Consider the following 19,833-nt stretch of genomic DNA (forward strand, 5'->3'; position numbering starts at 1 on the left):
TTGGCACCTCGATGTCGGCTCGTCGCATCCTGGGGCTGGAGTCGGTCCCAAGGGTTGGGCTGTTCGCCCATTAAAGCGGTACGCGAGCTGGGTTTAGAACGTCGTGAGACAGTTCGGTCCCTATCCGCTGTGCGCGTAGGAATATTGAGAAGGGCTGTCCCTAGTACGAGAGGACCGGGACGGACGAACCTCTGGTGTGCCAGTTGTTCTGCCAAGGGCATGGCTGGTTGGCTACGTTCGGAAAGGATAACCGCTGAAAGCATCTAAGCGGGAAGCCTGCTTCGAGATGAGTATTCCCACCAACTTGATTGGTTAAGGCTCCCAGTAGACGACTGGGTTGATAGGCCAGATGTGGAAGCCCGGTAACGGGTGGAGCTGACTGGTACTAATAGGCCGAGGGCTTGTCCTCAGTTGCTCGCGTCCACTGTGTTAGTTCTGAAATAACGAACAGCCGTGTTGTTGCCCGGTTGGTTCTAATTTCATAGTGTTTCGGTGGTCATTGCGTTAGGGAAACGCCCGGTTACATTCCGAACCCGGAAGCTAAGCCTTTCAGCGCCGATGGTACTGCAGGGGGGACCCTGTGGGAGAGTAGGACGCCGCCGAACTCCTTTTGGAAGAGCCCCGTGCCCTTGTGGCACGGGGCTTTTCTGCGTTTCAGCCCGGGGGTGCCCAACCCGTCCGGAGCAGCCGGCCCGAGCGGCCCGGGTGGTTTTGCATAACCCTCGGTTCAGGGTATGCTTTAGCTCGTTGCCGCAGGGCAGCAAGGCCCCAATAGCTCAGTCGGTAGAGCGTCTCCATGGTAAGGAGAAGGTCTGCGGTTCGATTCCGCATTGGGGCTCAGAGAAGAAAGAAAGGCCCCGCCTGTCGGCGGGGCCTTTCTTCATGTCCGGGGGCCTAGTGGGGTTCCGGGACCCGCATCGTCAGGATGGCCATGTCGTCCGAAGGCGGCTCGGCGGCGAAGCGCTCGACGGCCCGGAGGATGCGTGCGGCCACCGCGCCCGCCGTAAGCCCTGTGCAGTGGGCGAGCACGTCCGCCAGGCCGTCGTCGCCGAGCATCCGCGTTCCCTCACGGCGTTCCGTGACACCGTCCGTCACGCACAGCAGGACATCGCCCGGCTCCAGCGTGAACGTCTGCTCGTACAGCTCCAGGTCCTCCATGACGCCCAGCAGCGGCTGGGGGTCCGCCGCCGGCTCCACCGAGCCGTCCTGGCGCAGACGCAGCGGCAGCGGGTGGCCCGCGCAGACGACCTTCAGGAGCGCGCTGCCGTCCTCCTGCGGCCACAGCTCGCCGTAGAGCAGCGTGAGGAAGCGGCTGCGGGTCCCCTCGTCGAGGATCGCGGCGTTGAGCCGCTCCAGGACCGCGGGGCCGCCGAAACCCTCCCGGGCCAGCAGGCGCAGGGCGTGGCGCGCGAGCCCCGTCACGGCCGCCGCCTCCGGCCCCGTACCGCAGACGTCGCCGATGGCGAACCCGTACGCGCCGTCGCGGATCGGGAACACGTCGTAGAAGTCGCCGCCGACCTCGTTGCCCTCGCCGGCCGCGCGGTAGATGACGTCCACCTCGACGTTGGGCACGGCCGGGAGGCCCGGCGGGAGGAGGCTGCGCTGAAGGGACTGGCTGATCGCCGTGCGCTCCGAGTAGAGGCGGGCGTTGTCCAGGGCCAGGGCGGCCCGGCGGGACAGGTCCTCGGCCAGCTCCAGGATCTCCTGGCGGAAGTGGTCGTCGGACGGCTTGCCGAGCGTCAGCATGCCGATGACGCGGTTGCGGGCCACCAGGGGCAGGACGACGGTCTCGCCGCCCACCGCCGCCGCGGTCGCCAGCGTCGTACGCGTGGTCGAGCCGAGGCCGCCCGGGTCGCCGATGCCGATGCTCCGCATCGAGGTCCGCAGCGCCGCCTCGTGGGCGGCCTGAGACGGAGCGGCCCACACCCGCGCCCCGGGGGTCCGTACGGGCTCCGGCGGAGGGATTCTGGTGAGCAGGCTCTTGAGCCCGTCGATGCGCTCCTCGTCCTCGTGCAGCACGTAGGAGAGCTCCGGGTCCGACGCCGGGTCGGCGATCGTGTAGACGGCGCACCACGTCGCCAGCGTCGGGACCGTCATCTGGGCCATCAGGGCCAGCGTCTGGTCCCGGTCCAGGGTGCCCGCCAGCAGGTCCGACGCCTCGACGAGGAAGGAGAGCGAGCCACGGCGCAGCCGCTCCAGCTCGCCCAGGCGCGCCGACTCGACCGCGAGGGCGATCCGGTCCGCGGCGAACTGCAGACGCAGCGCTTCCTCGTTGGAGTAGCGGCCGGCGCCCTCGGCCGCGACGCCCAGGGAGCCCGTGAGGCGCCCCTCGACCTTCAGCGGGACCGTGACCACCGAGCGCATGCCGGTGTTGCCGAGCAGCGGGACCGCGCCGGGGACGGCGTCCAGGTCCTCGTGGACGGCGGGCATCCGGGCGGATCCGTACCGGCCGGTGCCGGCCTCGACGGGCACGCGGGCGAAGCGCTGACGGGCGGAGGGCAGGCCGGTCGTGGCCCGCACCTCGAGCTCGGTCTCGTCGTCCGTGGCCAGCAGGAGGAAGGCGGCGTCGGCGTCGAGCATGTCGCGCGCCCGCTCGACGGTGCGCTGGAGCAGGCCGTCGAGGTCGTCGGGGGCGGGGGAGCCGATGAAGACCTCGAAGGGGTCCGTCTTGCGGCTCTCGGCGGTGTCGGAGACCGGGGTGCGCGCGGGGGTCTGGAGAACCGCGCGCTCGTAGTCGCGCACCAGCAGGCAGACCGTGGACGGTTCGCCCTGAGGGTCCCGGACGCGCAGGTGGGAGCCGTAGACCGGGATGGTGCGGCCGTCGGCGCCCCGGATGCCGTAGCTGCCCTCCCAGCGGGAGAGGCGCAGGGCGTCCGCGATGCCGGTACTGGTGCCGGGGGTCTGCGGCCAGGCGGTGAAGTCGGCGAGCTGCTTGCCGGTGACCTGGTCCGCCGTGTAGCCGAAGAGGTACGCCGCGTCGTCGTTCCACGCGGCGACGGCGCCCTCGCTGTCGATCTGGACGACGGCGACCCTGACGCGTTCGTCGGTGACCGGGAGGAGCCCCACGGGCAGCAGCGGACCGGCCGAGCGGACGCCCACCGGGCGGTCGGGGAGGTCGAGCTGGAACCAGACGTGTTTGCGGGTGGGGGAGTACTCGACGCCCCAGCGGGAAGCGAGAGCCGCGCACAGCAGCAGACCGCGGCCGTTCTCGCTGTCGAGGCCGCCGAGATCGAGGCCCGCCGTCTGGAGTGGGATCTCCCGTTCCGGGTAATGGTCGGCGATCTCCACCCGGACGCCGTCCTCCGTGCGCAGACACAGCACGTCCGCGGCGGTGCCGGCGTGGATCACGGCATTGGTGACGAGCTCGCTGGTCAGGACGACGGCGTCGTCGACGACGTCGGTGTATCCCCAGCCCTGGAGCGTGTCGCGGACAAAGGCACGGGCCGTCGCGACGGAGCGCGCCACCGGTTCGAAGGTGGCAGCCGCACGCGCCGTGATCACAGCACTCCCCATATGGTGTCTCGTCGCTTCCCCGAGTCCGTGCCCGTTTCTCGCCGCTTCGATTCGCCTGCCAGGCTAGACGCTCCCCCCGGGCACCGGATACACGAGGGCGGACTTCGGACAGGCCCGGGCGGGAACGGACGGATGACCGGACAGGATGGGCTTCCCCCCGGAGGGATGTGGGACAACCATGGGAGGTTCCACCCCGACCGGTTCCCGCCTGGTACGTTTCAACGATTTGACGTCCGCATGGTCACCCGTCGACGGTGGGCTGTGACGGTGAGCCGTGGAAGTTCTGGGCAAGCTCTCGGACGAGGTCCTAGCTAGATGGTCAACCCCTGCGGGAGGGACACGGTGGAGTCTGACGTGGCGGCGCGGGGTTCGGGTGCGCGCAGTAAGGGCGGTCAGTCCGTGAAGAAGCAGCGCAACGGAACCGTCGAGGTGGACGCGGCGGCGCTGCACAGACTGCTGGCCGGTCTGGTCGCCATGCGCGACGGCAACTTCCGCAGGCGCGTCACGGTCTCCGGCGAAGGCGTGATGGCGGAGCTCGCCGCGGTCTTCAACGAGGTCGCCGACCGCAACGTGCACCTCACCGGCGAGCTGGCGCGGGTGCGGCGCGTGGTCGGACGGGAGGGCAAGCTCACCGAACGCCTGGAGACGGGTGCCTGCGAGGGTTCCTGGGCCGCTGCGATCGACGCCTCGAACGAGCTGGTGGACGATCTCGCCCGTCCGGTCTCCGAGGTGGGGCGGGTGCTGTCGGCGGTGGCCGACGGTGATCTCGAACAGCGGATGGAGCTGCGCTCCCATACGGCGGACGACACGGTACGGCCGTTGCGCGGCGAGTTCCTGAAGGTCGCGCGCACCGTCAACAACCTGGTCGACCAGCTGTCGGCGTTCACCGAGCAGGTGACGCGGGTCGCGGTCGAGGTGGGGACCGAGGGCAAGCTCGGCGGCCAGGCGCAGGTGCGCGGGATGTCCGGGTCGTGGAAGGACCTCACGGACTCGGTCAACACCATGGCGTACCGGCTGACCGCGCAGGTGCGCGACATCGCCCTGGTGACGACGGCGGTGGCCAAGGGTGATCTGTCGCGGAAGGTCACCGTCCATGTGGCCGGTGAGATGCTCCAGCTGAAGAACACCGTCAACACGATGGTCGACCAGCTGTCCTCGTTCTCCTCCGAGGTGACCCGGGTCGCCCGCGAGGTCGGCACGGAGGGCGAGCTGGGCGGCCAGGCCGTGGTGCCCGGGGTCGCCGGGGTGTGGAAGGACCTGACGGACTCCGTCAACACGATGGCCGGCAACCTCACCTCCCAGGTGCGCGGCATCGCGGAGGTGACGACGGCGGTCGCCAACGGTGACCTGTCCCAGAAGGTCCAGGTCAGCGCGCGCGGCGAGGTCGCCCAGCTCGCCGAGACGATCAACCAGATGACCGAGACGCTGCGCACCTTCGCGGACGAGGTCACCCGCGTGGCCAGCGAGGTCGGCGGGCAGGGTGTGCTCGGCGGCCAGGCGCAGGTGCCGGGCGCTGCCGGGACCTGGAAGGACCTCACCGACTCGGTGAACACGGTCTTCCGGAACCTGACGACGCAGGTGCGCGACATCGCCCAGGTGACCACGGCGGTGGCCAGCGGTGACATGACGCAGAAGGTCACCGTCGACGTGGCCGGCGAGATGCTGGAGCTGAAGAACACCGTCAACACGATGGTCGACCAGCTTCAGTCCTTCGGTTCGGAAGTGACCCGGGTGGCCCGGGAGGTCGGCGTCGAGGGCCGGCTCGGCGGGCAGGCCGAGGTGCCGGGTGCCGCCGGGACCTGGAAGGACCTCACGGACTCCGTGAACACGGCCTTCCGCAACCTGACCGGGCAGGTGCGTGACATCGCGCAGGTGACGACGGCCGTCGCCAACGGCGACCTGTCGCAGAAGGTCACCGTCGACGTCGCGGGCGAGATGCTGGAGCTGAAGAACACCGTCAACACGATGGTGGCGCAGCTCTCCTCCTTCGCCGATCAGGTCACGCGGATGGCCCGTGACGTGGGCACCGAGGGCCGCCTCGGCGGTCAGGCGCGGGTCGACGGCGTCTCCGGTACGTGGAAGGAACTCACCGACTCCGTCAACTTCATGGCGGGGAACCTCACCTCCCAGGTGCGCCAGATCGCGCAGGTCACGACCGCGGTGGCGCGAGGCGACCTGTCGCAGAAGATCGATGTGGACGCGCGCGGCGAGATCCTTGAGCTGAAGAACACCATCAACACGATGGTCGACCAGCTCTCCGCCTTTGCCGAGCAGGTGACCAGGGTCGCCCGCGAGGTGGGTACGGACGGGCGCCTCGGCGGCCAGGCGCAGGTGCCCGGCGTGGCCGGTGTGTGGCGTGATCTGACCGATTCGGTGAACGGGATGGCGGGGAACCTGACCGCTCAGGTCCGTAACATCGCGCAGGTCGCCACGGCGGTGGCGCGCGGTGACCTGTCGCAGAAGATCGACGTGGACGCGCGCGGCGAGATCCTGGAGTTGAAGAACACTCTCAACACCATGGTCGACCAGCTCTCGAACTTCGCGGAGCAGGTGACGCGGGTGGCCCGTGAGGTGGGCACCGAGGGGATGCTGGGCGGTCAAGCCGAGGTGCAGGGGGTCTCCGGTACGTGGAAGGACCTCACGCAGTCCGTCAACGGCATGGCCAACAACCTCACCATTCAGGTGCGCAACATCGCCGAGGTGACGACGGCGGTCGCCAACGGTGATCTCTCCAAGAAGATCACCGTCGATGCCAAGGGCGAGATCCTCGAACTGGTGACGACGGTCAACACGATGGTCGACCAGCTGTCGTCGTTCTCCTCCGAGGTGACCCGGGTGGCCCGCGAGGTGGGCACCGAGGGCATCCTCGGCGGCCAGGCGCGGGTGCGCGGGGCGACGGGCATCTGGAAGGACCTCAGCGACAACGTCAACCTGATGGCCAACAACCTGACCAGCCAGGTGCGCAACATCTCCCGCGTCTCGTCCGCCGTCGCCAACGGCGACCTGACGAAGAAGGTCACCGTCGAGGCGCGCGGCGAGGTCGCCGAGCTCGCCGACACCGTCAACACGATGGTGACCACGCTGTCCTCGTTCGCGGACGAGGTGACCCGGGTCGCCCGCGAGGTGGGTACCGAGGGCGAGCTGGGCGGCCAGGCGCGCGTCCCGGGGGTCTCCGGTACGTGGAAGGACCTCACCGAGTCCGTGAACTCGATGGCGTCCAACCTGACCGGCCAGGTGCGCCAGATCGCCGCCGTCACGACGGCCATCGCCAAGGGCGACCTGACCAAGAAGATCGACATCGATGCGCGCGGCGAGATCCAGCAGCTGAAGAACACCATCAACACGATGGTCGACCAGCTGTCCTCGTTCGCCGAGCAGGTGACCCGGGTCGCCCGCGAGGTGGGTACCGAGGGCCAGCTCGGCGGCCAGGCGCGGGTGCGCGACGTGGACGGCACCTGGCGCGACCTCACCGAATCGGTGAACGAGATGGCCGGGAACCTGACCCGTCAGGTGCGGGCCATCGCCGCCGTGGCGACGGCGGTGACGCGGGGCGACCTCAACCTGAAGATCGACGTGGACGCGGCGGGCGAGATCCAGGCCCTCCAGGACAACATCAACACGATGATCGCGAACCTGCGCGACACCACCGCCACGAACAAGGAGCAGGACTGGCTGAAGGGCAATCTGGCCCGCATCTCCGGTCTGATGCAGGGGCGCCGCGACCTGGACGACGTCGCCTCGCTCATCATGAGTGAGCTGACCCCCGTGGTCTCCGCCCAGCACGGCGCCTTCTTCCTGGCCACGCCCACCGGTGAGACCGACGCGCTGGGCGCTGAGGCCGAGGGCGCGTACGAGCTGCGCATGCGGGGAAGCTACGGCTACTCCGCCGGCTCCATGCCAACGTCCTTCCGTCCGGGCGAGACGCTCATCGGCACGGCCGCCGAGGAGAAGCGGACGATCCAGGTGGACAACGTGCCGCCGGGTTACCTGAAGATCTCCTCCGGGCTCGGTGAGGCGCCGCCCGCGCATGTGATCGTGCTTCCGGTGCTCTTCGAGGGCAAGGTTCTCGGGGTCATCGAACTGGCCTCGTTCCAGCCGTTCACGCACATCCAGCGGGACTTCCTGAACCAGCTCGCGGAAATGATCGCCACGAGCGTCAACACGATCAGCGTCAACACGACGACCGAGAAGCTGCTCGAGCAGTCGCAGGAGCTCACCGAGCAATTGCGGGACCGCTCGCAGGAACTGGAGAACCGGCAGAAGGCCCTCCAGGCGTCCAACGCCGAACTGGAGGAGAAGGCCGAGCTGCTGGCCAGGCAGAACCGCGACATCGAGGTCAAGAACACCGAGATCGAGGAGGCGCGGCAGGTCCTGGAGGAACGCGCCGAACAGCTCGCGGTCTCCATGCGCTACAAGTCCGAGTTCCTGGCGAACATGTCGCACGAGCTGCGTACGCCTCTCAACTCGCTGCTCATTCTGGCCAAGCTGCTCGCGGACAACGCCGAGGGCAATCTCTCGCCGAAGCAGGTGGAATTCGCCGAGACGATTCACGGAGCCGGTTCCGACCTGCTCCAGCTGATCAACGACATCCTCGACCTGTCGAAGGTCGAGGCGGGCAAGATGGACGTGAGCCCGACGCGGATCGCCCTGGTCCAGCTGGTCGATTACGTGGAGGCGACCTTCCGGCCGCTCACCGCGGAAAAGGGGCTGGACTTCTCCGTACGGGTGTCGCCGGAGCTGCCGGCCACGCTGCACACGGACGAGCAGCGGCTCCTCCAGGTGCTGCGCAACCTGCTGTCCAACGCGGTGAAGTTCACCGACAGCGGGGCCGTCGAGCTGGTGATCAGGCACGCCGGCCAGGAGGTGCCGGACGCCATCCGCGAGCAGCTGCTGGAGGCCGGTTCGCTGCGGGACGCGGACGGCGAGCTGATCGCCTTCTCGGTGACCGACACCGGCATCGGGATCGCCGCCAGCAAGATGCGGGTCATCTTCGAGGCGTTCAAGCAGGCGGACGGGACGACCAGCCGCAAGTACGGGGGCACGGGCCTCGGTCTGTCCATCAGCCGCGAGATCGCGCGGCTGCTGGGCGGCGAGATCCACGCGGCGAGCGAGCCGGGTCGCGGCTCCACGTTCACGCTGTACCTGCCGCTGCACCCGAGCGAACTCCCGCCGCAGGGCTACCCGCAGCTCGCTCCGGGACAGACCGAAGGCCCGACCGGCCCGACCGAGGGCGGCCGGGTGCCGGACCCCGCCCAGGCCGCCCCGCACCGCCGGCGCAAGGCCCTCGGGGGCGCGCGGCAGCAGCCCGCACTGCCGCCGCGTCCGGTGCCCGCCCCCGCCGCGCAGCCGGTTCCGGCCGCCGAGCCGGAGTCCTGGGCGGTGGCCGGTCAGGAGGAGCCGGAGACCCGCAGGACGTTCCGGTTCAGCGGTGAGAAGGTGCTGATCGTCGACGACGACATCCGCAACGTCTTCGCGCTGACCAGCGTGCTGGAGCAGCACGGACTGACGGTCCTGTACGCCGAGAACGGGCGCGAGGGCATCGAAGTCCTGGAGCAGCACGACGATGTGACGGTCGTACTGATGGACATCATGATGCCGGAGATGGACGGTTACGCGACGACCTCGGCGATCCGCAGGATGCCGCAGTTCGCCGAGCTGCCGATCGTGGCGCTGACCGCCAAGGCGATGAAGGGCGACAAGGAGAAGGCGCTCGAATCGGGTGCGTCCGACTATGTCACCAAGCCGGTCGATCCCGACCATCTTCTCTCGGTCATGGAAGGGTGGATGCGCGGGGAGTGAGCGCTCACTGAGAGAATCCATGAAGATGTGTTGTTCGTTGGTGTCCGAAGGCGTGTGGGAACGCGGATTGCGGGGAACCTTCTGGTCCCCCGCCACGTTTCCGGTACGTGCACAGTGACATCACGGTGACAGGGTGTGGTGACCGCCGGGGTGCGGCTACCATGACCGGCACAAGGACGGGCGGCGTAAGGGAATCGCCCCCCGGGGCGGCGCCCGGTGCAATTCCGGGGCGAGGAGGGCGGGCCATGGTGCAGAAGGCCAAGATCCTCCTGGTCGATGACCGGCCGGAGAATCTGCTGGCGCTGGAGGCCATCCTCTCTGCGCTCGATCAGACACTGGTTCGGGCATCGTCAGGGGAGGAGGCGCTCAAAGCGCTGCTCACGGACGACTTCGCGGTCATTCTGCTGGACGTCCAGATGCCGGGCATGGACGGTTTCGAAACCGCCGCGCACATCAAGCGGCGGGAACGGACCCGGGACATCCCGATCATCTTCCTCACCGCGATCAATCACGGTCCGCACCACACCTTCCGGGGTTACGCGGCCGGCGCGGTGGACTACATCTCGAAGCCGTTCGACCCGTGGGTGCTGCGCGCCAAGGTCTCGGTCTTCGTGGAGCTGTACATGAAGAACTGCCAGCTGCGCGAGCAGGCGGCGCTGCTGCGGCTCCAGCTGGAGGGCGGCGGCCGGACGAGCGCCCAGCAGGACAGGGAGCCCGCCGGTCTGCTGGCCGAGCTCTCCGCGCGGCTCGCGGCCGTCGAGGAGCAGGCGGAGGCGCTGTCGAAGCAGCTCGACGACGAGTCCGCCGACGCGGGCGCGGTGGCGACGGCCGCCCATCTCGAACGGAAGCTGACGGGTCTGCGCCGCGCGCTCGACGCACTGGAGCCGGGCACCGGCGGGGCTTCGGCGGCTCTTCCCTCGTAGCGGCGCACCCGCCTTGTGTGCGGGGCGCCTTCGGGTGTGCCCGGGCAACTGAGCGGTGGCCGAGGGGTTTCGGGGTGCCCTCGTCGGTGAGGGCGCGTCAGTTTCCGGCCCGCACGTGGCGACACGGACGGGTGAACCGGTACGCCCACCTGTTCACGGGCGTAGACACCGGTAACCTCGGCACCATGGCCTCACGTACGTCCGGCAAGGGTTCCCAGGGCACGGCGGGCACCGCGAAGCGCGTCGGCGGTGGCCCGGGCCCGGCGAAGAAAGCCGTGCCCGCCAAGAAGACCGCAGCGAAGAAGGCGCCCGCGAAGAAGGCGCCGGCCAAGAGGACCGCGGTGAAGAAGGCCGCTCCGCCGCGTCCGGCGCCCTCGCCCTCGAACGGCGTGTACCGGCTGGCGCGGGCGCTCTGGCTCGGCGCGGCCCACGGCGTCGGCGCGATGTTCCGCGGCATAGGGCGCGGTGCCAAGGGGCTCGACCCCGCCCACCGCAAGGACGGCGTCGCGCTGCTGCTGCTCGGCCTCGCGCTGGTCGTCGCAGCGGGCACCTGGTCGAACCTGCGCGGTCCGGTGGGCGACCTCGTGGAGATGCTCGTCACCGGGGCGTTCGGCCGGCTCGACCTGCTCGTACCGATACTGCTGGGCGTCATGGCGGTGCGGCTGATCCTGTATCCCCAGCGGCCCGAGGCCAACGGCCGCATCGTCATCGGCCTCTCCGCCCTGGTCGTCGGCGTGCTCGGGCAGGTCCACATCGCGTGCGGTTCGCCCGGGCGCGACGAGGGGACCGAGGCCATGCAGGACGCGGGCGGCCTCATCGGCTGGGCCGCCTCCAAGCCGCTGATCTTCGCCATGGGCGAGGTGCTGGCCGTGCCCCTGCTCCTGCTGCTCACCGTCTTCGGGCTGCTGGTCGTCACGGCGACCCCCGTGAACGCCATCCCGCAGCGGCTGCGGCTGCTCGGCGTCAAGCTGGGCATCGTGGAGCCGGCGTACGACCCCGAGGAGCGGGGCGACGACGAGCGGTACGAGGAGCAGTGGCGCGAGGCGCTGCCGCCCCGCTCCCGCCGCTCCCAGGCGCCCGACGCGTACGAGCCGGACGTCGCGGAGTCCGAGGCGCTGTCCAAGCGCCGCAGGCCGCGCAGGCCGTCGGTGCAGCCCGCGATGAACCGCACGATGGACGCGGTGGACGTCGCGGCCGCCGCTGCCGCCGCGCTCGACGGTGCCGTGCTCAACGGGATGCCACCGTCCCCGGTCGTCGCCGACCTGACCCAGGGCGTCTCGGTGGAGCGCGAGCGGGCGGGCACGCCGGTGCCCGGTGCCAGGGAGGCGGAGCCGGCCGGGAAGCGGGCGGAAGCCACGCCCGGGGCCGGTGTACCCGATCTGACCAAGCCGGCCCCGGAGCCCTCCGAGTCCCAGTCGCTGCCCGCCCGGGCCGAGCAGCTCCAGCTCTCCGGCGACATCACGTACTCGCTGCCCTCGCTCGACCTGTTGGAGCGCGGCGGTCCCGGCAAGACCCGGAGCGCCGCCAACGACGCTATCGTCGCTTCGCTGACCAACGTGTTCACCGAGTTCAAGGTGGACGCCGCCGTCACCGGCTTCACCCGCGGGCCGACGGTGACGCGGTACGAGGTGGAGCTCGGCCCGGCCGTGAAGGTCGAGCGGATCACAGCGCTCACCAAGAACATCGCGTACGCCGTCGCCAGCCCCGACGTCCGCATCATCTCGCCGATTCCGGGCAAGTCCGCGGTCGGCATCGAGATTCCCAACTCCGACCGGGAGATGGTCAACCTCGGTGACGTACTGCGGCTGGCGGACGCGGCGGAGGACGACCACCCCATGCTCGTCGCGCTCGGCAAGAACGTGGAGGGCGGCTACGAGATGGCCAACCTCGCGAAGATGCCGCACGTCCTGGTGGCCGGTGCGACCGGCTCGGGCAAGTCGTCCTGCATCAACTGCCTGATCACCTCGATCATGGTGCGGGCCACGCCGGAGGACGTCCGGATGGTCCTGGTCGACCCGAAGCGGGTCGAGCTCACCGCGTACGAGGGCATTCCGCACCTGATCACGCCGATCATCACCAACCCCAAGAAAGCCGCCGAGGCGCTCCAGTGGGTCGTACGGGAGATGGATCTGCGCTACGACGACCTCGCGGCCTTCGGCTACCGGCACATCGACGACTTCAACCACGCCGTGCGCACCGGCAAGCTCAAGACACCGGAGGGCAGCGAACGGGAGCTCGCGCCCTATCCGTATCTGCTGGTGATCGTCGACGAGCTGGCCGACCTGATGATGGTCGCCCCGCGCGACGTCGAGGACTCGATCGTCCGCATCACCCAGCTGGCCCGCGCCGCCGGCATCCACCTGGTGCTCGCCACCCAGCGCCCCTCGGTGGACGTCGTCACCGGTCTGATCAAGGCGAACGTCCCCTCTCGGCTGGCCTTCGCCACGTCCTCGCTCGCCGACAGCCGCGTCATCCTGGACCAGCCCGGCGCCGAGAAGCTCATCGGAAAGGGTGACGGCCTGTTCCTGCCGATGGGCGCGAACAAGCCGACCCGTATGCAGGGTGCCTTCGTCACGGAGGACGAGGTCGCGGCGGTCGTCCAGCACTGCAAGGACCAGATGGCCCCGGTCTTCCGCGACGACGTGGTGGTCGGCACGAAGCAGAAGAAGGAGATCGACGAGGACATCGGCGACGACCTCGACCTGCTGTGCCAGGCCGCCGAGCTGGTCGTCTCCACCCAGTTCGGATCGACTTCGATGCTCCAGCGCAAGCTGCGGGTCGGCTTCGCCAAGGCCGGGCGTCTGATGGACCTGATGGAGTCGCGCAACATCGTCGGACCGAGCGAGGGCTCCAAGGCGCGCGACGTCCTGGTGAAACCGGACGAGCTCGACGGGGTGTTGGCGCAGATTCGTGGGGAAACCGCTTCGTAGAGTTAGCCGGGCAACCGTTTCGCCGGGCCGTACGTCAAGTTGAGGGGGAGGACGGAACGTCCTTCCCCGGGGCGTCCCGGCGAAACCGGCTCTGTTCGAATCTGATGGCGTACAAAGTCCACCCGCCCGGTTGCCCCACCCTTTCGTACCCCCCCTAGACTGAACACCCAGCAGGTGGCTCACGCTCGAAAGGCGCCCCCGTGTCCATCGGCAACTCCCCCGAAGACGACCGGCCTTCGATCGGTCGAGTGCTTCAGCAGGCTCGTCTCGCCGCAGGTCTCACGGTCGAAGAGGTCAGCACGTCCACCCGGGTGCGCATCCCCATCGTGCACGCGATCGAGCAGGACGACTTCTCCCGCTGCGGCGGCGACGTGTACGCCCGCGGCCACATCCGTACGCTCGCCCGTGCCGTCGGCACCGATCCGGAACCGCTGATCGCGCAGTTCGACGCCGAGCACGGCGGCCGTCCCGCGCCCACGCCGGCGGCGCCGCTGTTCGAGGCCGAACGCATCCGCTCCGAACCCCGCAGGCCCAACTGGACGGCGGCCATGGTCGCGGCGATCGTCGCCGTGGTCGGCTTCGTCGGCTTCACCTTCTTCAAGGGCGGCGACGACGGTCCCTCGACCGCCGGCCGCGTTGCCGAGGGCCCGACGTCCGACAAGATCGCCCCGAAGCCCTCCGCCAGCAAGCCCGCCGACCCCAAGCCGGCCCCGTCCGAGAGCGCCATCGCCGCGGCGCCCCAGGACAAGGTCACCGTCAAGCTCAGCGCCACGGGCAAGAGCTGGATCTCGGCCAAGGACCACAATGGCCGCTCGCTGTTCGACGGCACCCTCGAGAAGGGCCAGTCGAAGACCTTCCAGGACAAGGAGCGCGTCGACCTCGTTCTCGGCAACGCCGGCTCGATCGAGCTCTTCGTGAACGGGAAGAAGGTCGAGGACGAGTTCAAGCCCGGACAGGTCGAACGCCTTTCGTACACCAAGGGTGACCCCGAGGTCGGCTGACCGGTCATCCGCTCACATCGCGGCGCGGCGAGCGCCCGGCCACCGTGCCGGGCGCTCGCCGTCTTTGTCACCGTGGGTGACGGCGCAACCCTCCGCGCGGGGGCCGGTGCCGGGACAAAGTAGTCTTGAGTCCATGCCCGAACGCCGTACCGTCGCCCTTGTCACTCTTGGCTGCGCCCGTAACGAGGTGGACTCGGAGGAGCTCGCAGGCCGCCTGGCAGCGGACGGCTGGGAGCTCGTCGAGGATGCCTCCGATGCCGATGTCGCCGTCGTCAACACCTGCGGGTTCGTCGAGGCCGCCAAGAAGGACTCCGTCGACGCCCTCCTCGAAGCCAATGATCTGAAGGACCACGGCCGCACGCAGGCCGTCGTCGCCGTCGGCTGCATGGCCGAGCGCTACGGCAAGGACCTCGCCGAGGCCCTGCCGGAAGCGGACGGCGTCCTCGGTTTCGACGATTACGCCGACATCTCCGACCGCCTCCAGACCATCCTCAACGGCGGCATCCACGCCTCCCACACCCCCCGCGACCGCCGCAAGCTGCTGCCGATCAGCCCCGCCGAGCGGCAGGACGCCGCCGTCTCCCTGCCCGGCCACGCGCAGGAGATCGCCCCCGCCCCCGCCGACCTGCCGGAGGGCGTCGCCCCGGTCTCCGGGCCGCGCGCACCGCTGCGCCGCCGGCTGGGCACCAGCCCCGTCGCCTCGGTCAAGCTGGCCTCCGGCTGCGACCGCCGCTGCTCCTTCTGCGCCATCCCGTCCTTCCGCGGCTCCTTCATCTCCCGCCGCCCCTCGGACGTGCTGGGCGAGACCCGCTGGCTCGCCGAGCAGGGTGTGAAGGAGGTCATGCTGGTCTCCGAGAACAACACCTCGTACGGCAAGGACCTCGGGGACATCCGCCTCCTGGAGACCCTGCTGCCGGAGCTCGCGGAGGTCGACGGGATCGAGCGCATCCGCGTCAGCTACCTGCAGCCCGCCGAGATGCGGCCCGGCCTGATCGACGTCCTCACCTCGACGCCGAAGGTCGCGCCCTACTTCGACCTCTCCTTCCAGCACTCCGCGCCCGGCGTGCTCCGGGCGATGCGCCGCTTCGGCGACACCGACCGCTTCCTGGAGCTGCTGGACACGATCCGGGGCAAGGCGCCGCAGGCCGGCGCCCGGTCCAACTTCATCGTCGGCTTCCCCGGTGAGAGCGAGGACGACCTCGCGGAGCTGGAACGGTTCCTCACGGGCGCCCGTCTCGACGCGATCGGCGTCTTCGGCTACTCCGACGAGGAGGGCACCGAGGCGGTCGGCTACGACGACAAGCTCGACGCCGACGTCATCGCGGAGCGCCTCGCGCACATCTCGCAGCTCGCCGAGGAACTGACCTCGCAGCGCGCCGAGGAGCGCATGGGCGAGACGCTCCAGGTGCTGGTCGAGTCCGTCGAGCCCACCGAGGACGAGCCGCGTGCCTACGGCCGTGCCGCGCACCAGGCGCCCGAAACCGATGGACAGGTGCTCTTCACCGCACGCGAGGGCCTGGTCCCGGGCCGTATGGTCGAGGCAAAGGTCGTGGGCACCGAAGGGGTGGACCTGATCGCCGAGTGCAGTGAGCTTGTGGAGGTAGCCAGATGACCGGAGTCCCGGCATCCGCGTCAGGCGGTTCCGGCGCGACGCCGGTCCGCGGCGGAAAGCTGGGCGCCGCTGCGGTCAATCAAGCCAGTCTGTGGAACATCGCCAACCTCCTGACGATGGCCCGGCTCGTGCTCGTCCCCGGCTTCGTCGTGCTGCTGCTCCACGATGGCGGATACGACCCGGCCTGGCGCTCCTTCGCCTGGGCCGCCTTCGCCATCGCCATGATCACCGACCTGTTCGACGGGCATCTGGCGCGCACGTACAACCTGGTCACCGACTTCGGCAAGATCGCCGACCCGATCGCCGACAAGGCGATCATGGGCGCGGCGCTGATCTGTCTGTCGTACCTGGGCGACCTGCCCTGGTGGGTCACGGGCGTGATCCTCTTCCGCGAGCTGGGTATCACGCTGATGCGTTTCTGGGTGATCCGGCACGGGGTCATTCCCGCCAGTCGCGGCGGCAAGATGAAGACGCTGGCACAGGGGACGGCCGTCGGGATGTACGTCCTGGCGCTGACCGGTCCGCTGGCCACCCTGCGCTTCTGGGTGATGGCGGTGGCCGTCGTGTTGACGGTCGTCACCGGGCTGGACTACGTCCGCCAGGCCGTCGTACTGCGGCGCCAGGGCCTCGCCGCGGAGCGCGCGGCCGCGGAGGTGTCCCGGGCCGCCTCCGCGGAGAGCGGCACGCCCGCCGAGACGGCTGGGGCCAGGGGTACGGCGGAGGCCGAGCGGTGACTGCGGCGGGCCGGGTGCTGCGGCTGCTCGTCGAGCGGGGGCAGACCCTCGCCGTCGCGGAGTCGCTGACCGGGGGCCTGGTCGCGGCCGAACTCACGTCCGTACCAGGTGCCTCCCAAGCCTTCAGGGGCTCGGTGACGGCCTACGCGACCCCCCTCAAGAGTGAAGTCCTGGGGGTGGACGCCGGCCTCCTGGCGGAGCGCGGAGCGGTCAACGCGGACGTCGCGCGTCAGATGGCGACAGGCGTACGGCGGGCTCTGGGCGCAGACTGGGGAGTGGCGACCACCGGCGTCGCCGGCCCCGAACCCCAGGACGGCCAACCCGTCGGGACGGTCTTCGTCGCGGTCAGCGGTCCGCACGGCATCGAGAAAGTGGCCGCGCTGCGGTTGAACGGCGACCGGGCGGACATCCGTAAGAAGAGCGTACGAAGCGCGCTCGACCTGCTCTCAGGCGAACTCCACGAGAATGCGAGCGCACAGGATACGGAAGAGAACGGGGGGAATTGATGTTTGCAGCCCTGAGTGAACACGACATCGCTCCCCGCACGGCCGCAGCGCTAGGCGGTACGGTGGGGCGTGAAGGATGCGGCTACGCGGTCCGAGGAGGGAGCCACCGATGATTCTGCTCCGTCGCCTGCTGGGTGACGTGCTGCGTCGGCAGCGCCAGCGCCAAGGCCGTACTCTGCGCGAAGTCTCCTCGTCCGCCCGAGTTTCGCTCGGCTATCTCTCCGAGGTGGAGCGGGGGCAGAAGGAGGCATCCTCCGAACTGCTCTCCGCCATTTGCGACGCGCTTGACGTACGGATGTCCGAGCTCATGCGTGAAGTGAGCGATGAGCTGTCCCTGGCCGAACTGGCCGAGTCGGCAGCGGCCAGCGATCCGGTACCTGTACCGGTGCGCCCCATGCTCAACTCCGTCTCCGTTACTTCGGTGGCGGGTGTACCGACGGGGCGGGTGACCATCAAGGCACCCGCGGAAGCGGTGGACGTAGTCGCCGCCTGACCGTTCGGTTCGGTGTGAAGCCGAGGCCCCGGTTCTCCCCCTGTGATGGGGGAGAACCGGGGCTTTCGCGTGCCTACGGGTCGTTTTCGTGGGCCCTGTCGTGTGTCAGCGGGGCGATGGGGGGAAGGCGCGTGGATGAGAGACCGAGGAAGCCTCCCGAATGGACTTGTCGCAGTCATCGGACGCTTTCTCAAATGACCGTTTTGCTTCGTTTGTGCCATCGTGGGTGGTGCTGAACGGAACGGATTCCAGATCGGAGACGTGCATGTCTGTGGTGAAGAGCCCACTGTCCGAGACCGACCTCAAGACCGTCGGAGACGCCCTCCAGGGCGCTCTGGTGGATCTCCTCGACCTTTCTCTGGTGGCCAAGCAGGTCCACTGGAATGTGGTCGGGCCGCGGTTCAGGTCCGTGCACCTCCAGCTCGACGACGTCGTCGACACCGCTCGCCAGCACTCCGACACGGTCGCGGAGCGGGCGTCCGCGCTCGGCGTCAACCCGGACGGCCGATCCGCCACGATCGCCAAGAGCACGGCCATCGCCTCCGTGTCCGAGGGCTGGATCAAGGACGTGGACGCGGTGAAGACCCTGGTCGACGCCCTCGGCGTGGTCATCGGGCGGATGCGCGAGCGCATCGAGGCGACCGAGACCCCGGACCCGGTCAGCCAGGACCTCCTGATCGCGCTGACCGCCGACCTCGAGAAGCACGCGTGGATGTTCCAGGCCGAGAGCGCCTGAGCGCACACGCCATCACCCATCAGATTTTCGTCACGGAGGTAGCAGCATGAGGAACGAAGGCGCGAAGGACAAGGTCACCGGCAAGGCGAAGGAAGCCATGGGCAAGATGACCGGCGACCGTCGCAAGGAGGCCGAGGGCAAGGCGGACCAGGCCAAGGGCAAGGCCAAGGACGCCATGGACGGCGCCCGTGACCGGGCGGACGGGGTCAAGGACTCCCTGCACGACGACAAGGGCTGACCTCTCGGTCCGCAGTGAGCCCCCACCCGCGCGGTGGGGGCTCCGTGCTGAGAGGGGCCAGGGCAGCGAGGGGTGGGGTGGTGCGGCCCGCCCCGCGCGCGCCGGGGGTGCAACGGTGCGCTCTCGCCCCGGAGAAACGGGCGCGACTAGTGTCCTTCGTTTGGATCAAGCCGGAGGAGGCAGCCATGGTACGGCGATGGGTGCCGGCGCTCGTTCTCTGCGGCGCGTGGTGGTGGGCCGTGCTGCGGCTGATACTGGCCCCGGGCCACGCGGGGGTGGTCGAGGGAGCGGTGGCGGCGGGCGGATGGGGGCTCAGCCTCCTGCCCGTGCACGTGGCCGCGACGGCAAGACCCCTCGGCATCTTCGACGCGGGTACGGGCCTGCTGCGGCGCGGTACGGCGTGGGCGCGGAGGAGGGCGGGGGCGTGGCGGCGGTGGGTGGTCAGGTAGGGGCCCGGACGGCCGCGACGGCCGGCCGGGCAGGTGACGATGCCTCTCCGGCAGAGGTGCGTCAGGTGGGCCCCGGGCCGGTCTGGCAGCTGGGGCACCAGTAGGCGGGACGGTCGTCCTGTTCGGCAGCGCGGATCGGGGTTCCGCAGCGCAGGCAGGGGCGGTGCGTCCGGCCGTACACCCAGAGGTTCTCGCTCGGTCTCCGCGCGCGGGCGGCGGCGCTCGCGACGGTACGGGAACGGCCTCCGGCCGTCGTGACGCGGTTGGGGCGGTCGCGGTTGGCGTCGAGGAGCTGGTGCGCCGTGCTGACCAGCAGGGCGGCCGTCCGGGCGGGCAGCTCGCCGATGGGAAGCCAGGGCGTGGCGCGGGCCAGGAAGCAGAGCTCGGCCTTGTAGATGTTCCCGATGCCGGCCAGGTTGCGCTGGTCGAGCAGGGCCTCGCCGAGCGGACGGGCGGGGTCGCTCAGCAGATTCCGCAGCGCTGTGTCGGCGTCCCAGTCCGGCCCGAGCAGGTCGGGGCCGAGATGGCCGACCGCCTGCTCCTCGTCCTGGGTGCGCATGAGCTCCAGGACCGGTAGGCGGTAGCCGACGGCGGTGCGGGCCGCGTTGCCCAGAACGGCGCGGATCTGGTGGGCGGGGCCGCCGCGCCAGCGCTCGCCCGGGGCGTAGATCCGCCAGGCGCCGTCCATCCGCAGGTGGCTGTGCAGGGTGAGGCCGCCCTCGATCCGGGTCAGCAGGTGCTTGCCCCGGGCGGTGACGTCGAGGACGGCGCGGCCCGTGAGGTCTGCGGTGGCGAACCGGGGGACCCGGAGGTCGGACGTGGTGAGGACCTGTCCGGCCAGCGCGTGGTGCAGCCGCGCGGCGGTCTGCAGGACGGTGTCTCCTTCGGGCATGCCTCCA

General features: G+C 69.7%; 13 protein-coding genes, 1 tRNA gene and 2 rRNA genes. 14 read left to right on the forward strand and 2 right to left on the reverse strand.

The features are described 5' to 3' along the window. The 3 genes from G3I41_RS15085 to G3I41_RS15095 all read left to right on the forward strand — a co-directional run. A 23S ribosomal RNA gene (locus G3I41_RS15085) occupies positions 1 to 409 on the forward strand; the annotation flags it as partial. 79 nt (positions 410 to 488) lie between these two features. Further along, positions 489 to 605 (forward strand): 5S ribosomal RNA (gene rrf / locus G3I41_RS15090). 160 nt (positions 606 to 765) lie between these two features. Beyond that, positions 766 to 838: transfer RNA gene (locus G3I41_RS15095), tRNA-Thr, on the forward strand. Between the two features lie 56 nt (positions 839 to 894). Here G3I41_RS15095 and G3I41_RS15100 read toward each other — a convergent pair. Next, positions 895 to 3,501: a SpoIIE family protein phosphatase gene (locus tag G3I41_RS15100; RefSeq protein ID WP_164400721.1), complete on the reverse strand. Its 2,607-nt coding sequence runs from the start codon at positions 3,499 to 3,501 to the stop codon at positions 895 to 897. 411 nt (positions 3,502 to 3,912) lie between these two features. Between G3I41_RS15100 and G3I41_RS15105 the strand changes: the two genes are divergently transcribed. The 11 genes from G3I41_RS15105 to G3I41_RS15155 all read left to right on the forward strand — a co-directional run bounded on the left by G3I41_RS15105 (position 3,913) and on the right by G3I41_RS15155 (position 18,934). Further along, positions 3,913 to 9,312 carry a HAMP domain-containing protein gene (locus G3I41_RS15105; protein ID WP_343242133.1) on the forward strand — a complete coding sequence of 1,800 codons (5,400 nt, stop codon included), beginning with the start codon at positions 3,913 to 3,915 and terminating at the stop codon, positions 9,310 to 9,312. A gap of 245 nt (positions 9,313 to 9,557) precedes the next feature. Continuing rightward, positions 9,558 to 10,235 (forward strand): response regulator, encoded by a 678-nt coding sequence (locus G3I41_RS15110; protein WP_164400722.1) that lies wholly within the window; start codon positions 9,558 to 9,560, stop codon positions 10,233 to 10,235. 185 nt (positions 10,236 to 10,420) lie between these two features. Next, positions 10,421 to 13,165, forward strand: a complete 2,745-nt coding sequence (locus G3I41_RS15115; RefSeq protein WP_164400723.1) for a DNA translocase FtsK — start codon at positions 10,421 to 10,423, stop codon at positions 13,163 to 13,165. 200 nt (positions 13,166 to 13,365) lie between these two features. Next, positions 13,366 to 14,166, forward strand: a complete 801-nt coding sequence (locus tag G3I41_RS15120; protein WP_164400724.1) for a helix-turn-helix domain-containing protein — start codon at positions 13,366 to 13,368, stop codon at positions 14,164 to 14,166. Between the two features lie 133 nt (positions 14,167 to 14,299). Beyond that, complete coding sequence (gene rimO / locus G3I41_RS15125) at positions 14,300 to 15,778, forward strand: 30S ribosomal protein S12 methylthiotransferase RimO (protein ID WP_164400725.1); 1,479 nt, start codon at positions 14,300 to 14,302, stop codon at positions 15,776 to 15,778. Next, the gene (gene pgsA / locus G3I41_RS15130) at positions 15,775 to 16,512 is read left to right on the forward strand and encodes a CDP-diacylglycerol--glycerol-3-phosphate 3-phosphatidyltransferase (protein ID WP_164400726.1); all 738 of its coding nucleotides are present in this window, start codon (positions 15,775 to 15,777) and stop codon (positions 16,510 to 16,512) included. Before rimO ends, pgsA begins: the two co-directional genes overlap by 4 nt. Then, complete coding sequence (locus G3I41_RS15135; RefSeq protein WP_164400727.1) at positions 16,509 to 17,018, forward strand: nicotinamide-nucleotide amidohydrolase family protein; 510 nt, start codon at positions 16,509 to 16,511, stop codon at positions 17,016 to 17,018. The genes pgsA and G3I41_RS15135 overlap by 4 nt, the downstream gene beginning before the upstream one ends. A 109-nt stretch (positions 17,019 to 17,127) precedes the next feature. After that, on the forward strand, positions 17,128 to 17,511 hold the full coding sequence (locus G3I41_RS15140) for a helix-turn-helix transcriptional regulator (protein ID WP_018105285.1): 384 nt from the start codon (positions 17,128 to 17,130) through the stop codon (positions 17,509 to 17,511). Between the two features lie 265 nt (positions 17,512 to 17,776). Further along, the gene (locus tag G3I41_RS15145; RefSeq protein ID WP_164400728.1) at positions 17,777 to 18,247 is read left to right on the forward strand and encodes a DNA starvation/stationary phase protection protein; all 471 of its coding nucleotides are present in this window, start codon (positions 17,777 to 17,779) and stop codon (positions 18,245 to 18,247) included. Between the two features lie 46 nt (positions 18,248 to 18,293). Beyond that, positions 18,294 to 18,485 (forward strand): CsbD family protein, encoded by a 192-nt coding sequence (locus G3I41_RS15150; protein ID WP_164400729.1) that lies wholly within the window; start codon positions 18,294 to 18,296, stop codon positions 18,483 to 18,485. Positions 18,486 to 18,670: 185 nt separating this feature from the next. Continuing rightward, positions 18,671 to 18,934 carry a hypothetical protein gene (locus G3I41_RS15155; RefSeq protein WP_164400730.1) on the forward strand — a complete coding sequence of 88 codons (264 nt, stop codon included), beginning with the start codon at positions 18,671 to 18,673 and terminating at the stop codon, positions 18,932 to 18,934. Positions 18,935 to 18,995: 61 nt separating this feature from the next. On the opposite strand, the gene G3I41_RS15160 is transcribed toward G3I41_RS15155, so the two are convergent. Further along, positions 18,996 to 19,826 (reverse strand): Fpg/Nei family DNA glycosylase, encoded by an 831-nt coding sequence (locus tag G3I41_RS15160; protein WP_164400731.1) that lies wholly within the window; start codon positions 19,824 to 19,826, stop codon positions 18,996 to 18,998. Positions 19,827 to 19,833: the final 7 nt, after the last annotated feature.

It is taken from the genome of Streptomyces sp. SID9727 (assembly GCF_010550605.1).
Classification (GTDB): Bacteria; Actinomycetota; Actinomycetes; order Streptomycetales; family Streptomycetaceae; genus Streptomyces.